This window comes from Mesorhizobium sp. M1217 (genome assembly GCF_040318275.1).
Lineage (GTDB): Bacteria > Pseudomonadota > Alphaproteobacteria > Rhizobiales > Rhizobiaceae > Mesorhizobium.
On sequence record NZ_JAMYMA010000012.1, the window covers coordinates 19,721 to 35,514 of the forward strand.

A 15,794-nucleotide genomic window follows, 5' to 3' on the forward strand; every position below is an offset into this window, starting at 1 on the left:
ACCTGCAAATGAATTCGACAGGGGCCGGCCTACCTCAAGAGAAGTGCCTAATGGCACGCAACCATGAGGTAGATCGATGTCGAAAGTCTGGTTCATTACAGGCGCCAACCGTGGCTTTGGTCGAGTGTGGGCGGAAGCCGCACTCAAGCGCGGCGACAGGGTTGCCGCGACGAGCCGGCAGCCTGAGGCCTTGCAGGATCTCGTCACTCAATTCCGCGATGCGGTCCTGCCCCTGCGGCTGGATGTGACCGATCGCGCCGCCGCAATTGCCGCTGTCGGACAGGCTGCCAAAACATTTGGTGGTCTCGACGTTGTCGTCAACAATGCGGGCTACGGCCTTTTCGGTGCGGTCGAAGAAGTCACGGAGCAGCAGGTGCGCGATCAGCTCGAAGTGAATTTCTTCGGTGTGCTGAACGTCACGCAGGCTGTCTTGCCCATCCTGCGCAAGCAGGGGCATGGCCATATCATCCAGGTGTCCAGCATCGGTGGCCTGATGTCCTACCCCAATCTGGGGGCCTATCACGCCTCCAAGTGGGCGGTCGAAGGCCTCACCGAGTCGCTGGCGCAGGAGGTTGCCCCGTTCGGCATCAAAGTGACCTTGGTGGAACCGGGCGGCTATGCCACCGACTGGGGCAGGGGCTCGGCCGTCCACGCCAACCCGGCGCCGCAGTATGACCCTCTGCGCCGTGGCCAGGCAGACATCTGGGCCAACCTGCCCGCGGAGTTCATTGGCGAACCGACGGCGACGGGTCCGGCGATCCTGCAGGTCGTCGATGCCGCCGAGCCCCCGACCCGGATCTTTTTCGGGCTCACCCCAACCAAGACCATCGTGGATATCTACGCCAAGCGCCTCCAGACCTGGAAGGATTGGGAGGCGGTTTCGATAGCGGCGAACGGCCACTGAGGCAGCAGCCTGCGGGGCCTGCCGATTGACGGCCCCGCGCAGGTCAAACGACCGCCACTGACCGCTTCCAATCGGGCATTGAGGTAGCTCCAACGTTCGCCTCCGCTTCGTTTCGTCCTGCGCGGGTCACGCTTTTTTCGTGGTCGGATAGCGGCGCGCGCCGAAGCTGCCACAAGCATTGGTCGGATCGGCTCGGGGTGCCTTGCTTTTGGACGCGCTATGATGCGCAGCAGACAGTTGCGGCGTTGCCCCGGCGAAAGAACGGCAGCTATTGGGAAGTCGCCGAGGCGGCTTGGACGGCCGAAATAGGGCGCTAACCCGCCGCTCCACTCCCCCACGGGCCATGAAACGCGCCCTGCCCATCGATGCGCTCGAAGCCGTGCGCGCCGAAGAAATCGCGCTGCGCCTGGATCAGGTTCGAAGTGCCGCGGCCCTGCCGGTAACTGTCGAAATAGGCAAGTGCCGATGACAGGGCCGGCACCGGCGAGCCGGCTTCGGCTGCCCTTGCCACGACACGGCGAAGCGACGGATGTGCCTCCTGCATCAATGAAACGAAAGCCGGCGCCATCAACAGGTTGGTGGCTGCGCCGCCGGCGCCGAAGGCCTCCGCCATTGTATCCAGCAATTGCGAGCGGATGATGCAGCCGGCCCGCCAGATCTTGGCGATGACCGGCATCGGCAGGTTCCAGTTGAATTCCTTCGACGCGCCGCTCATCACCGCGAAGCCTTGCGCGTACGCGGCGATCTTGCCGGCAAACAGCGCCAGCTCGAGATCGCCGAGCAGGGCGTCCCTGTCTCCGGAAATCTTGCTCACGCCGCCGCCATAGACCTTTTCGGCGGCCAGCCGCTCGTCCTTGATCGACGACAGCACGCGTGCCGCCACAGCCGCCTCGATTGCGGTGGCCGGGATGCCGAGCTGCTGCGCCTCGATCACCGACCATTTGCCGGTGCCTTTCTGGCCGGCGCGGTCGAGAATGATGTCGACCACCGGTTTGCCGGTCTTGGGATCGTCGGCGGCCAGCACCTTGGCGGTGATCTCGATCAGGTACGAGTTGAGCCTGCCCGTGTTCCACTGGGAAAACACCTCAGCGATCTCTTTCGGCCCCATGCCGAGCCCGTTGCGCAATATGCCGTAGATCTCGGCGATCATCTGCATGTCGGCGTATTCGATGCCGTTGTGGATGGTCTTGACGAAATGGCCGGCGCCGTCGGTGCCAAGCCACGCCGCGCAAGGCTCGCCCTTGAACTTGGCCGAGATGGCGGTCAGCACCTTTTCGACGCGCTTCCAGGACTCTTCGGTGCCGCCGACCATGATCGAGGGACCGTGGCGTGCGCCCTCCTCGCCGCCGGACACGCCCATGCCGATGAAGGTCAGGCCCGAATCGGTAAGCTCGGAGAAGCGCCGCATCGTATCGCGGAAATTGGCATTGCCAGCGTCGATGACGATGTCGTTGGCCGACAGCACGCCGCGCAATGCCGTGATCTGCTCGTCGACCGGCTTGCCGGCCAGCACCATGATGATGATCGGCCGCGGCGGCCGGATCGCGGCGGCCAGTTCCTCGAGGCTGTAGCAAGGCACCACCCTGTCCCTGAGCGCGCCGGCATTTTCGACAAAGGCATCGGTGCGCGCCGCGGTGCGGTTGAAGACGGCGATGCGGTGCCCCTTCTCGGCGATATTGAGCGCGAGGTTGGAGCCCATCGTGCCAAGGCCGATCAGGCCGATTTCGGCTTTTTCCATCGTTTCTTCCCTGCTTTCGGATCTTGTTGGTTTGAGCCCGCGATTGGGTTGGATGCCCATTCTTGATGACGATGATTGACGGGCCTTCAAGGCCGCGTCAACCGTCTCGCCGAATTGTGTTGCGCAGACCAGCGCCGTCTTCATGGCCGGATATCGATCGGCGCTTCGATCTTCACCATCTCGAAATCCGAGACCAGGATATCGAGCCGCGCTGTCCACCGGCCGGCGACCGGAATGACGAGATCGTCGACGCGCCAGGTGCCGTCGCCGGGCTTCGTCGCAGGGCGTTTTATCGGCTCGATGCCGGAATCGGGCTTTGACAGCACCAGCGTCACCTGCTTGGCGTCGAGCGGGCCGAAATCGCCGCTCATGATGAAGATCGAAGCAGCAACAGGTCCGGTGTGGCCGGGCGCAATGCTGAGATCGGCCATCGCTTGCTGCGTGTGGATATGCACCGATGCCGGCTGTGCCGCGGCGATTGCCAGCGCCCGCGGCGGCGGCGTGAAGCGCCAGCCGGCGCCAACTCCGAAGATCGCCACCACGATCAGCACCTCGATGCCGATCGAGCGGGCCAGCCGCCGCTGGACTTCCGTATTTCCTGCCTCGGCCGAGGCCGTGAGCTTGAAGCGGTTGACGGCGGCGAGCGTGAACAGAAAGACGAGCAGCACGAGCTTGAGCAGCAGCAGCCGGCCATAAGCGGTGTGGACCAGCGCCGACGGCGTTTGCACCTGGATGACGGCGAGCACGATGCCGGCTGCCGCAAGCACGGCCACGACGAACAGGATCGCTCGCGAAAACCGTCGCAGCAACGGCCCGGCTTTGGCCGGCTGCCGTTTCAAGGCAAGACCAAGCGGCGCCAGCGCCCCGGCCCAGACGGCGATACCAGTTCCGTGCAGAAACACCATCGGCCTGGTCAGCCATTGCGGCTCGGCGGCACTGGCATGCCCGCTGGCGGCAAGTGCTGCGCCGACGCCAGCCAGTCCGGCCAAGGCGAGCGGCCTTGCGTCGGCGGGCGGCACGACCAGCGATAATAGGCTGAGGCCGAGCGCCATCAGCGCGATCAGCACCGTCCAGCCGAAGCTGGTGCCCAGCCCGGTCTGCCAGATGACCGGCTGCGCCAGCCGGGCAAGCGGCGCGCCAAGCGCATCCAGCCCCTGCAGGCCGAGCGACAGCGGTGCGGCGGCCAGCCCGCACAGGATTGCCGCGACGATCAGGCGCTGGCCGGATCGCCCGCCTTGCGCCAGCCAGGCCAGCGCAAAGGCACCCCCGACGCCGAAAAACAGGCCGATATATAGAAAAATCTTGCCGATCCAGATCGCCGTTCGAAGCACCCGGTCGACGGCTTCGGAGGCGGCCGGCGCAGCACTCGGTGCGCCGACCGAGAACAGCACCGAGCCGCCGACCGGATGCCCGTCGGCGGAGATCACTCGCCAGCTCAGCACATGCGTGCCGGATGTCAGCGCCTGCGGATTGTCGATCTCGACGGTCTGGCCGCTGAGCTGGAAAGAGCTCAGCGGGACCGCCGTGCCGTCGGGCCGCACCAGCGTCAGCACCAGCGGCGAAACCGGCTCGCTGAAGGTCAGCGACATCTGCGACGGGCTCTGCGCCAGCACCGCACCGTCAGCCGGCTCGGCCTTGATCAGCGCCGCATGGGCGAAGGCCGGATCAGGCATGGCAATTACGGCGAGCAGCACGATGGCGGCGAGCAGGCCAGCCACAAGCCGGCCAGAATGGTTGCCGGCCATGCAAGCTCGCCGCAGGAAGGATGCCGCGCTCATCTCACCGCCAAGAGCAGCGGCGCGCTCATCCGCCAAAGCGCGCCGCTGGAGCTCACTTCTTCGGCAGCAGCTTGAGGCCGGGCGCCGGAAATTCCAGCGCGTCCTCAGCCTGCCCGACCGCCGGAATTTCAATCCAGCGATCGGCGACGCCGTCACATTCCTGCACCACCGGGAAATGCAGCGTCTGGCCTGCCGGCAGGTCGGACGCCAGTGTCGTGCGAAAGACGAATTCGTCGTAGAATTCGTCCGGCAGGCTGCCGGCGCTCCAGTCGACCTCCTTGACGCCGCTGGTCACTGCCTGGCCGTAGAGCTGGTAGGACTTCTCGTATTTGCCGTTCTTGACCTGCAGCGTCCAGCCCGGCTTCGGCATCGGTTTGACCGAGAGCACCCCTTCCGGGATCTGCACGCGCAAGGCGGTCGTTGCCTTGCCCTCGCAGCCATGCGGCACCCGAAGAACCGCCTTGTAGGTCGAGCCGACCGCCGCCTCCGGCGTTTCGAGCGTGATGTGGGCGAAGGCCGCGCTGGTCCCGAGAACAAGAAGCACGCAGCCGGGCAAAAGAGATTTCTTCATGATGGTACCTCTCGAAGCGGCCAAGTCAGTCGTCGTCCTGGGGTGCCGCACTGCCGATGCCTTGCACGGCGAATTCAATCTGCACGGGCCCGGCTTTCTCGAAGGTCAGCGTGGCGGAGAACATTTCGCCCTCCTTGGGCCGCCGCTTCAAATCCATGAACATCAAATGATAGCCCTTAGGCGCCAGCGCGACCTTGCCGCCGGCCGGGATTTCGAGGCCGCCGGTGACCGGCCGCATGGTCATGACGCCATTGCTGACGCACATCTCGTGCAGTTCGGCCTTAACCGAAATGTCGGAGGTGATCGACAGCAGGCGATCCGGCGCACTGCCGGTGTTGGTGATGGTGAAGTAGCCGCCGGCTACCTTGGCGCCGGCTGGCGTGGCGCGCGACCAGGGGTGCCCGATCTCGAGACCGCCAAGCTTGAACTCATGTGCCAACACCGTCTGGGCGTTGGCGAACAGGAGGGCAAGAACGCAAAGGGCGACGCCGAGACGCTGCTCGAAACTACCCAGTGAGAAGCGCCTGCGGCTGGATGCGGCAGCGCGAAAAGAGTGAGACATGATTGCTCCGTGGATTTTAAGAGATCGCGCCGATGCCGGTCGCGAACGATGTCGATAAACGCGCCGGCCAAGGGTGTGCGCGGCGCAAACCAGAACGGATCAGGCCGTCGCCGGTGGTGCGCGCGGATTGGACGGAGTGCGGGCGCGGGCGAAATCGCGATGCCGGAAGGCCGGCAGGAAAAAGGCGATGGTTTCGACGGAAGGGCTGCGAGACAGGCTCCCGGTGGCATCGGGCGGCGCGTAGACCGCCGAAACGAGGTTGCAGCCAAGCATGCAGCAAGCCGGCATGTGCTGCTGATGCGGATCCCCGGCCGGAAGTTGCGCCGCACCGTCATGGGTGCAGATCGTGTTGCCGAAAGCATCGAATTGCGAGGCGTTCGGCTCGATGCCGGAAGCAAACGCGCCGAACATCGACTGGAGCACGAAAAGCCAGGCCGCGGCGAACGCGACCGGCATGCTCCATCGTCTCCGGCGTATGGTCAAGAACCAGCCTCTTCACGCAGCAACGTCAGCTCTCTAGCACGGAGCCGGCGGCCGGAAAATCGCCAAAACGTTGCTGCGGCAACGCAACACAATCACGCGCGCAGCGGCTGCCTGCCCTCCGGGATCGACGTCAGCAGCGTGTGGCGGGCCGATTTCAGGTGCTTGCGGCAGGCGGCGTCGACCTTGGCGAGATCGCGCGATTTGAGCGCGGCGATATAGGCGAGATGCTCCTGGACCGCGACTTCGTTGCGCTCGCGCTCCTGCGCCTTGTTCCACTGGTAGTGGTAGTGGAAGATCATGGCGATGACGTCGTAGAAATCGACGATGAAGCGGTTGTGCGAGGCGCGGTGGATCAGCCGGTGAAAGCGCTCGTCGAGCTCGGAGAACGCGTTGAAGCGTACAGCGATCTCGCGCGCCAGCAGGCGATGCTCGTCTTCCAGGCTGTCGAGGTCGGCCCAGACCGGGCTGTCCTCGGGCAGAGCGGCAAAGGCGGCGGCCGAGCGCAGTTCGAACATCTCGCGGATTTCGGTCAGCTCCAGCGCGAAGGCGCGGGTAAAGCCTTTCAGCACCCAATGACTGTTGCGGCGCTTCTCGATCAGGCCGAAGCGCGAGAAGCGGATCAGGAATTCGCGCACGCTGGTGGTGCCGACGCCGATCTCGCGCGCCAGTTCGAGTTCGTTGATCTGCATGCCGGCCTCGGCGCCACCGGCAAGCAGCCGCCGCATGAAGGAGCGTTCGATGATCTCGGCCAGCGTGTCGGTCTCTTCCTCGGGAAAAAAATCGTCCGGCCGCGGCTCGCGCAGAACCGTCTTGCTGCGCTTGTTCCAATCGATCAGCCCGGTCTCTTCCATGCGGGCAAGGATGGTGCGGACGGTCGTGCGGCTGACGCCGAGCAGCGTGCCCAGCTCCGGCTCCGAAGGCAGGCTCCTGGTTTCGTCGAGCAGCCTAAGACCGCGATTATAGGCGTCCTTGTATACGTTGTTGCTCTTCGACATCCCCTGCCCCGTGGCGCGCCGGCGTTTGCGGCCGGCGTGAAGCTTTTCTCGCGCATGAAATCGGAATCGCTTCGGAAAACATCATGCGCAACGCTAGTTTTGGTTGTAGAGCCTACGTCGCGCATCCAAAAGACGCGTCGCGCTCTGGCGAAAAAACAATTGACGCAAAAATGTTTTTTCACGATAAAAGACATTATATGTTAAGAGCCGCGTGTCAATCCGCGCGCACCCAGGAACATACCCAGGAAGCTCCCGTGAACGCCGCAAACAGCATTCTTCTGTCTCCCGCCGACAATGTCGCGGTCGCCAATGGCCGCATCGAGATCGGCACCGTACTGCCGGGCGGCGCCGCCGCCGCCGCGCTGATCGAGCCGGGCCACAAGGTGGCGATCAAGCCGATTGCCGCCGGCGAAGCCGTGGTCAAATACGCCCAGGCAATCGGCCGTGCCACGCAGGATATCGCGCCCGGCGAGCATGTCCATTCGCACAATCTGGTCTTCGAAAGCGGGCGTTTGCCGGTGGTGCCGCCGAGCGAGGCCGTGCACGCGACCGAGGCCGACCGCGCCCGCACCTTCATGGGCTACCGCCGTGCCGACGGCCGTGCCGGCACGCGCAACTTCATCGGCATTCTCGCCAGCGTCAATTGCTCGGCCACCGTCTGCCATGCCATCGCCGACGCGGCGAACCGCACGCTTCTGCCGCAATATCCCGGCATCGACGGCTTCGTCCCGATCGTCCACGGCCAGGGCTGCGGCATGAGCGCCACCGGCGATGGCATGATGGTGCTGCACCGTACGCTGGCCGGCTATGCACGTCATCCGAATTTCGGCGGCGTGCTGATGGTCGGGCTCGGCTGCGAGGTCAACCAGCTCACCCTCTATGGCCAGAAGGGCGTCGCCGCGGGAAAACGCCATTTCAACATCCAGGAAGCCGGCGGCTCGCGCAAATCGGTCGAGAAGGCGCTGGTCGTGCTGGCCGAGATCGCCGAAGAGGTCGGCAAGCTTCAGCGTGAGCCGATCCCGGTCAGCGAGATCGTCGTCGGCCTGCAATGCGGCGGCTCCGACGGCATGTCCGGCATCACTGCCAACCCGGCGCTGGGTGCGGCCGTCGACATTTTGGCCGGCGTCGGCGGCGTCGGCATCCTCTCCGAAACGACGGAGATCTACGGCGCCGAGCACCTGCTTGCCTATCGCGCCGCAACTCCCGAGATCGCCGCCAAGCTCGACGGCTACGTGAAATGGTGGGAAGACCATGTCGCCAAGCATGGCGCATCCATCGACAACAATCCCTCGCCGGGCAACAAGCGCGGCGGCCTGACCACCATCCTGGAAAAGTCGCTCGGCGCGGTCGCCAAGGGCGGCCAGACGCCGCTCAACGGCGTCTTCGGCTATGCCGAAAAGGTCACCGGGCACGGGCTGGTGTTCATGGACACGCCCGGCTACGACCCGGTCTCGGCCACCGGCCAGGTGGCGGGTGGCGCGAACGTCATCGTCTTCACCACCGGCCGCGGCTCCTGCTTCGGCTGCCGGCCGACGCCGTCGATCAAGGTCGCCAGCAACTCGACCATGTACCACACCATGGAAGAGGACATGGACGTGAATTGCGGCGTCATCGCCTCGGGCGAAAAGACCATTGCCGGCATGGGCCGCGAGATCTTCGAACTGATCGTCGAGACAGCTTCGGGCCGCAAGACCAAGAGCGAGGAATTCGGCTACGGCGACAACGAGTTCGTGCCTTGGCACCTCGGCGCGACGCTCTAAGCCGGACCGCTCGCGACAGTCGCGAACACCTGACGTGATCGCCAGGTGTCGCAGTTCGTACACTCCCAAAAAAAGAATGAACATTCCATATTGACTGAGTGATGGAATTAATATTCCATGCGGGATATTGGAGGAGATTGGCAGCGGAGTTCCGACAGAAAGAACTCTTCCGCCCAGCCATCCGAGGCAGGCATCAAACAGCGCTTGCGCCGACTGAGTTGATGCACTATCAAAATGCGGTAAATGTTTTTTATTGATAAAGTTCCGTTTCGGCCGCGCCATCCGAATGGAGCTTCCATAACATTCACCGGGCGACTTAGGGAGGACTCCTAATGAAATTCGTGACCAGCATTCTCAATCGCCGCGCCTTCGTGGCACTCACAGCCGCCTCGATGCTTGCCGGCGTGATGCATTCGGCCCCGGCATCCGCGGCCGACGTGACCATTCCGATCATCGTCAAGGACACCACGTCCTTCTACTGGCAGATCGTTCTGGCCGGCGCCCGCAAGGCCGGCAAGGACCTGGGCGTCAACGTGCCGGAGCTCGGCGCCCAGGCCGAGACCGACGTCAACGGCCAGATCTCGATCCTCGAAAATGCCGTCGCCGGCAACCCGGCCGCCGTCGTCATCGCGCCGACCGAAGCCAAGGCGCTCGGCAAGCCGATCGACGAGGCCGCCACCAAGGTCAAGATCATCGGTATCGACTCCGGTGCCGACTCCAAGGCCTTCACCTCGTTCCTGACCACCGACAACATTCAGGGCGGCCGCGTCGCCGCTGACGGCCTTGCCGCAGCCATCGGCGAAGCCAATGGCGGCAAGGTCGAGGGCGACGTCGCCCTGATCACCGCGCTTCCGGGCGCCGGCTCGCTCGAACAGCGCGCCCAGGGTTTTAAGGAACAGCTCGCCGCCAAATATCCCGGCCTCAAGCTGGTCGCCGACAAATACGCCGACGGCCAGGCCACCACCGGCCTCAACATCGCCACCGACCTGATCACCGCCAACCCCAACCTCAAGGGCATCTTCGCCTCCAACCTGATCATGGCGCAGGGCGTCGGTCAGGCGATCGCCGAGAACAGCCTCGCAGGCAAGGTCGGGCTGGTCGGCTTCGACAGCGACGAGAAGCTGATCAAGTTCCTCAATGACGGCGTCATTTCGGCGCTCGTCGTCCAGGATCCGTACCGGATGGGCTATGACGGCATCAAGACGGCGCTTGCCGCCTCGAAGGGCGAGAAGGTCGAAGCCAATGTCGACACCGGCGCCAACCTGGTTACCAAGGCCAACATGAAGGATCCGAAGATCGACGCGCTGCTCAACCCGAAGCTCGACTGAGCATCGCCGCTGTGAACTGTTTCCGGGGCCTTTTCGCCCCGGAAACATCCCACTCGTGCCAATCGCGAGGCCAATCTTTGGGGGCCAATCTGGGAGGATTGTCATGATGTCGACGGCGCAGGAACTCCATCCGGCTCCAACGCTTGAACCGGGCAGGACCATCCTCGAACTCCGCGGGCTGGAAAAGCGCTATCCCGGCACTCACGCGCTGAAGCCGGTCGACCTCGCCTTCAAGGCCGGCGAAATCCACGCCATCGTCGGCGAGAACGGCGCCGGCAAATCCACCCTGATCAAGCTTCTGACCGGCGTCATGCCGCGCACCTCCGGCGACGTCATCTGGGAGGGCAAGCCTGCCGCATTGGCGACGCCGCATGAGGCGATGGCGCTCGGCATCAATGCCGTGCATCAGGAAGTCGTCCTGTGCCGCCATCTCACCGTCGCCGCCAACATGTTCCTCGGCGAGGAGGATTCCCGTTTCGGCATCCTGCAGCAGCGGGCTATGGTCAGGCAGGCGCAGAAGATCATCGACGATCTCGGCTTCGACCTGCCGGCGCATGTCATGCTGGGTGACCTGACCATCGGTCAGCAGCAGTTGATCGCCGCCGCCCGCGCCACCGTGCGCGGCACCAAATTCCTGATTTTCGACGAACCGACCGCCTACCTCACCCGCAAGGAGGCCGACCAGCTGTTCACGCTGATCCGCCGGCTGAAGGGCGAAGGCGTCACCATCATCTACATCAGCCATCGCATGGAAGAAGTGTTCGAGCTCGCCGACCGCGTCTCGGTGCTGCGCGACGGCACGCTGGTCGGCACCAGGAATATCGCCGAGACCAATGACGCCGAGCTGGTCAAGATGATGATCAACCGCTCGATCGAGCAGGTCTACCACAAGGAGCATTTCACCCCGGGCGCGATGCTTGTAGAAACCAGGAACCTCTCCGGCAAGGGTTTCGAAAATGTCTCGATGTCCGTCCGCGCCGGCGAGATCGTCGGCCTCTACGGCCTGATCGGCGCCGGCCGCAGCGAGTTCGTCACCACGCTCTATGGCCGACACCGCAAATCGGGCGGCCAGATCCTCTGGGAGGGCAAGGAGGTCAAGGTCAATTCAGAACACGACGCGATCAGGCTCGGCATGGCGCTGGCCCCGGAAAGCCGCCGCGACCAGGGCCTCTGCCTCAACCTGCCGGTCGGGCTCAACCTCAATCTGCCGATCTACAAGCGCATCTCGAGCAATCTGCTGATCTCCCGTGCGCAAGAAAAAGCCCAGGCCGATCGCCAGATCGCCGACCTGCGCATCAAGACGCCGACGCGAAGTGCGCTGGCCTCCAGCCTGTCCGGCGGCAATCAGCAGAAGATCGTCATCGGCAAATGGCTCGCGCACGGCGCCAAGCTGTTCATCTTCGACGAGCCGACCGTCGGCGTCGATGTCGGCACCAAGGCCGAGATCTACCGCCTGTTTGGCGCGCTGCTATCCAAGGGCGCCGGCATCATCCTGATCTCGTCCTACCTGCCCGAGGTCTATGAGCTCGCCGACACGCTGCATGTGTTCCGGCGCGGCAAGCTAGTGGCCACTCATGGGTTTCGTACCGCTGACCACGAGGAGATCCTCACCCAGGCGCTGGCCGAGAAACAAGAAAGACCGGGAGGACGGATATGAGCACCGAGGCGATCGCTGCCGAAAGGCCGAAACGCAACTACAACGCCCTGTTCGGGCTGACACTGCTGGCACTGCTGGTTCTTTTGTGGATCATCTTGTCGGTGGCGACGCCGAGCTTCGCCTCGGCCAACAACATCTCGAACCTGTTGCGGCAAGGGTCGATGATCGCCATCCTGGCGGTCGGCCAGACCTTCGTCATCATCACCGGCGGCATCGACCTTTCCGTCGGCGCCGTTGTCGGCTTCGCCACCGTCATCGTCGCGATGCTGATCAACGCCGGCACACCGGTTTTCCTAGCCATCCTGATTACCTTGCTGGTCGGCGTCGCCATTGGCATGTTCCATGGCTTCGGCATCGTCAAGATGGGCTTGCCACCCTTCATCATCACCCTGGCGACGCTGACCTCGCTGCGTGGCATCGGCCTGTTGATGACCAACGGCAACTCGATCTCGATCAACAACGACGCCTTCCAGACGTTCTCGCGCAGTTCCTTCGTCGGCGTCCCCAATCTGTTCTGGATGGTGATCCTGGTCGGCATTCCGGCCTACATCTTCCTGCACCACAGCCGCTGGGGCCGCTACCTGTTCTCGGTCGGCTCCAACGCCGAGGCATCGCGTCTGTCGGGCGTCAACGTCCAGCGCACAATCTACATGGCCTATACATTGTCGGGGCTGTGTGCGGCCTTCGTCGGCGTGCTGCTCGCGTCGCGCATCGGCATCGGCAATCCGACGCAGGCCGAGGGCTGGGAATTGCAGGCGATCGCTTCTTCGGTGATCGGCGGCACGTCGCTGTTCGGCGCTGTCGGCTCCGTGCACGGGCCGCTGCTCGGCGCCTTCATCCTTGCCACCATCAACAACGGCGCCAATCTGCTCAACGTCAACGCCTTCTGGCAGCGCATCATCACCGGCGTGCTGATCATCGTCATCGTCTATTTCGACGGGCTGCGCCGCCGCGGCAAATAGATCGCCCCTAACAGCCGCCGGCCTCGCAACAGCAGAGCCGGCGGTGCCATGAACCGACTGGATTGAAGCATGAAAGCCGTCGTCTGCCGCTCGCCCGGCGAACTTGTGCTCGAAGATCGCCCGGCGCCTGGCGCGCCGCCCTCGGGCTGGGCGCTGGTCGCGGTCAGTCATGTCGGCATCTGCGGCACCGATTATCACATTTTTGAAGGCAAGCACCCGTTCCTCGCCTATCCCCGCATCATGGGCCATGAAGTCTCGGGGACCGTGCTGGAGACCGGCCAAGGCGTCGATCTGGCAATAGGCGAAGCGGTGATCGTCAATCCCTATCTCGCCTGCGGCAAATGCATCGCCTGCCGGCAAGGCAAGCCGAATTGCTGCGTCAGGATCGAGGTGCTCGGCGTCCATCGCGACGGCGCCATGTGCGAGCAGATCCTGGTGCCGGAGCAAAATCTTTATCCGGCAAACGGCCTGTCGCTGGCCGATGCGGCCGCCGTCGAATTCCTGGCGATCGGGGCGCATGCGGTGCGGCGCTCGCTGGCTCAATCGGGCGCGCGTACCCTGGTCATCGGCGCCGGCCCGATCGGGCTCGGCACGGCGCTGTTCGCCCGCATCGCCGGGCTCGACGTGACGCTGCTCGACATGAGTGCCGAGAGGCTGGGTTTCGCCGAAAGCGAACTCGGCTTCGCGACCCTCAACGGCTCGCAGGGCGCCGCCGCTGATCTGGTGCGGCAGGCGACCGACGGCGATGGTTTTGACGCGGTCTTCGACGCCACCGGCAACACCCAGTCGGTGCAGTCGGCCTTCGCCCATGTCGCGCATGGCGGCACGCTGGTGCTGGTCAGCGTCGTCAAGGACGACATCGCCTTTTCCGATCCCGAATTCCACAAGCGCGAGATGATGCTGATCGGCAGCCGCAACGCTCTGCGCGCCGATTTCGACCATGTCGCCGCTTCAATCCGCAACGGTGCGGTGCCGCTGGCAAAGCTAGTCACCCACCGCACCATGCTTGGCGAGACGCCGCGCGACCTCGCCCGCTGGGCACATGAGAAATCCGGGCTGATCAAGGCGGTCATCCAGGTCGGATGACACAACGATAGCCGCGTCTCAAAGCGCCGACAGTTTGAGTTCGATCCGCTCGGCCGGGAAGCGCGACTCCGAAAACTGGATCGGCTGACCGTCGGGCGTGACGTTGACGGCGACCGTCACCAGCACGATGGCGCCGGGCTGCAGGTCGAGGTCGGCAAGGTCGGCGGCATCGGCATGGCGCGCCGACAGCACGGTCGATTGCCGGAGATAGTCGTCGATGCCGAAACGTGCCAGCGATGCCGTGATCGAACCGGTTTCTGCCATAGCGGCATCGATGCCGGCAAAGCGCCTGGCATCGAACCAGCCGGCAGCGCGGGACACCGGCATTCCATCGGCTTCGCCGCGCGTTTCCAGGCGTATCACATCAGCCCCCTTCGCAAGGCCTAAGCCCTCTGCGACACGACGGTTGGCCGGCTCCACCGACGACGCGAGCAAGGTGATATGCCGCTCTGACGCCTGTCCTTGCAATCCCTCGGAAAAGCGGGTGCGGGCGCCGATCGGATAGGACAGCCGCTTTCGCGACAGCACGAAGGTGCCACGCCCTTGCTCCGCCTTGAGCACACCCTCCTGCACCAGCGCTGCGATAGCGCTGCGCACCGTATGGCGGTTGACGCCATAGCGTTCGGCAAGTGCCACCTCCGGCGGCAGCGCGGCATTCTCGGGAAAATCGCCGACGGCGATCGAGTGCAGGATCTGGTCGGCGATCTGCCGCCATAGCGCGACACCGCTGCGCCGCTCGATGCTGTTGGCTTGCCCGATCATTTCCCGCCCCAATCTTTGCGCCGACCTTTTGGCCCGTGTCACGTACACGTCATAGACACGCGCTAGATAATAGATATCATTTGTATAGTTGTCTATATCAATAGACAAATGCACGCGAACGAGGAGCACCGGCCATGCGAGGACAGGAAGCGCGAGAGCAGGCCGAGCGCAAGGCCGTAATGGCGACGCTGGCGCAATCGGCCGGCGACGACATTGTCCGCCTCTGGGACGAAGCCGGCCTGCCTTGCGAAGCAGAACTTCTACGTGGCCCCGAAGCCGGCCTGGTGACCGTGCGCGGCCGCATTGGCGGTGGCGGCGCGCCGTTCAATGTCGGCGAGGCGACGGTCACCCGCGCCACGGTGCGGCTTGCGTCCGGCCATGTCGGCCACTGCTACGCGCTTGGTCGCGACAAGCAGAAGGCAAGGCTGGCGGCAATCGCCGACGCGCTCTGGCAGGATCCGGCCCACCGCAACGAGGTCGAGACCAGGATCGTCGCGCCCTTGCAAGCCGCACTGGCCAAGGCGCGTGACCAGCGCCGCGCAGAGACGGCGGCGACCAAGGTCGATTTCTTCACCATGGTACGCGGGGAAGACTGATGGACATCGCCACTCAATCCATTGAGGGCGGCTTCGCCGATCCGGTATTCAACGCGCAGACCGTATTCCGCGCCGTCATGGACGCGATGGCGCGGCCGGGCAGCGTGCAGCCGCTGCCGGCCCTCGCCCACCCCCCGGCGCCGCTGTCGGCCATCGCCGGCGCCATTGCTCTGGCGCTGTGCGACAACGACACGCCGCTCTGGCTCGACCCGGCTTTGCAGGGGTCGGCGGCGGTGAAATCCTGGCTTGGCTTCCATACCGGCGCGCCGCTGGCCAACACCCCGGCCGACGCGCATTTCGCGCTGATTGCCACGCCGGCCGAGATGATGGCGCTCGACGGGTTTTCGCAAGGCACCCAGGATTATCCCGATCGTTCGACGACGCTGATCCTTGAGGTCGGCGATCTCGTCTCCGGCGCTCCGCTGCTGCTCGAAGGCCCGGGCATCGAGAAGACGGCGACGATCGCGCCGGCGCAAATGCCGCGTCATTTCGTCGAGCAATGGAAGCAGAACAATCAGCGCTTTCCGCGGGGTGTCGACATCATCCTCGCCACGTCCGACGCAATTGCCTGCCTGCCGCGCACGACGCGCATTAAGACGATGGAGGCGTAGG

15 protein-coding genes are annotated in these 15,794 nt (G+C 64.4%); 8 read left to right on the forward strand and 7 right to left on the reverse strand.

Annotated elements, in window-relative coordinates; translation table 11 throughout:
* Positions 1-76 precede the first annotated feature (76 nt).
* The gene (locus NKH37_RS20475) at positions 77-904 is read left to right on the forward strand and encodes an SDR family NAD(P)-dependent oxidoreductase (protein WP_352642661.1); all 828 of its coding nucleotides are present in this window, start codon (positions 77-79) and stop codon (positions 902-904) included.
* A 313-nt stretch (positions 905-1,217) separates the two neighbouring features.
* Here the strand turns inward: NKH37_RS20475 and gnd are convergent, their stop codons facing one another.
* From gnd to NKH37_RS20505, 6 genes are all read right to left on the reverse strand, one after another.
* On the reverse strand, positions 1,218-2,642 hold the full coding sequence (gene gnd / locus NKH37_RS20480; protein ID WP_353005915.1) for an NADP-dependent phosphogluconate dehydrogenase: 1,425 nt from the start codon (positions 2,640-2,642) through the stop codon (positions 1,218-1,220).
* Between the two features lie 140 nt (positions 2,643-2,782).
* Positions 2,783-4,420 carry a copper resistance CopC/CopD family protein gene (locus NKH37_RS20485; protein ID WP_502895928.1) on the reverse strand — a complete coding sequence of 546 codons (1,638 nt, stop codon included), beginning with the start codon at positions 4,418-4,420 and terminating at the stop codon, positions 2,783-2,785.
* Positions 4,421-4,472: 52 nt separating this feature from the next.
* Positions 4,473-4,991, reverse strand: a complete 519-nt coding sequence (locus tag NKH37_RS20490) for a YcnI family copper-binding membrane protein (RefSeq protein ID WP_023721958.1) — start codon at positions 4,989-4,991, stop codon at positions 4,473-4,475.
* A 25-nt stretch (positions 4,992-5,016) separates the two neighbouring features.
* A complete protein-coding gene (locus NKH37_RS20495) occupies positions 5,017-5,553 on the reverse strand; it encodes a copper chaperone PCu(A)C (RefSeq protein WP_353005917.1) in 537 nt (178 codons plus the stop codon).
* Positions 5,554-5,652: 99 nt separating this feature from the next.
* Positions 5,653-6,009 (reverse strand): DUF2946 family protein, encoded by a 357-nt coding sequence (locus NKH37_RS20500; protein WP_352483618.1) that lies wholly within the window; start codon positions 6,007-6,009, stop codon positions 5,653-5,655.
* A gap of 119 nt (positions 6,010-6,128) precedes the next feature.
* A complete protein-coding gene (locus NKH37_RS20505) occupies positions 6,129-7,031 on the reverse strand; it encodes a GntR family transcriptional regulator (RefSeq protein WP_352483619.1) in 903 nt (300 codons plus the stop codon).
* A gap of 254 nt (positions 7,032-7,285) precedes the next feature.
* On the opposite strand from NKH37_RS20505, the gene NKH37_RS20510 reads away from it, so the two are divergent.
* The 5 genes from NKH37_RS20510 (at position 7,286) to NKH37_RS20530 (ending at position 13,824) form a co-directional block, all read left to right on the forward strand.
* The gene (locus NKH37_RS20510) at positions 7,286-8,791 is read left to right on the forward strand and encodes a UxaA family hydrolase (protein ID WP_352642651.1); all 1,506 of its coding nucleotides are present in this window, start codon (positions 7,286-7,288) and stop codon (positions 8,789-8,791) included.
* Between the two features lie 332 nt (positions 8,792-9,123).
* Entirely contained in the window at positions 9,124-10,119 is a 996-nt protein-coding gene (locus NKH37_RS20515) for an ABC transporter substrate-binding protein (RefSeq protein ID WP_023721963.1), read from the forward strand.
* Between the two features lie 103 nt (positions 10,120-10,222).
* Complete coding sequence (locus NKH37_RS20520) at positions 10,223-11,776, forward strand: sugar ABC transporter ATP-binding protein (protein WP_352592779.1); 1,554 nt, start codon at positions 10,223-10,225, stop codon at positions 11,774-11,776.
* Entirely contained in the window at positions 11,773-12,738 is a 966-nt protein-coding gene (locus NKH37_RS20525) for an ABC transporter permease (RefSeq protein ID WP_352483622.1), read from the forward strand. Before NKH37_RS20520 ends, NKH37_RS20525 begins: the two co-directional genes overlap by 4 nt.
* Before the next feature lie 69 nt (positions 12,739-12,807).
* Positions 12,808-13,824 (forward strand): zinc-binding alcohol dehydrogenase family protein, encoded by a 1,017-nt coding sequence (locus tag NKH37_RS20530; protein ID WP_353005918.1) that lies wholly within the window; start codon positions 12,808-12,810, stop codon positions 13,822-13,824.
* 18 nt (positions 13,825-13,842) lie between these two features.
* Here the strand turns inward: NKH37_RS20530 and phnF are convergent, their stop codons facing one another.
* Positions 13,843-14,586, reverse strand: coding sequence for a phosphonate metabolism transcriptional regulator PhnF (gene phnF / locus NKH37_RS20535; RefSeq protein ID WP_352918481.1), 744 nt, complete (start codon positions 14,584-14,586; stop codon positions 13,843-13,845).
* Between the two features lie 134 nt (positions 14,587-14,720).
* Between phnF and phnG the strand changes: the two genes are divergently transcribed.
* Together phnG and phnH are read left to right on the forward strand one after the other, a co-directional pair.
* Positions 14,721-15,182 (forward strand): phosphonate C-P lyase system protein PhnG, encoded by a 462-nt coding sequence (phnG, locus tag NKH37_RS20540; RefSeq protein WP_352789293.1) that lies wholly within the window; start codon positions 14,721-14,723, stop codon positions 15,180-15,182.
* Positions 15,182-15,793, forward strand: a complete 612-nt coding sequence (gene phnH / locus NKH37_RS20545) for a phosphonate C-P lyase system protein PhnH (protein WP_352592790.1) — start codon at positions 15,182-15,184, stop codon at positions 15,791-15,793. Before phnG ends, phnH begins: the two co-directional genes overlap by 1 nt.
* Position 15,794 lies beyond the last annotated feature (1 nt).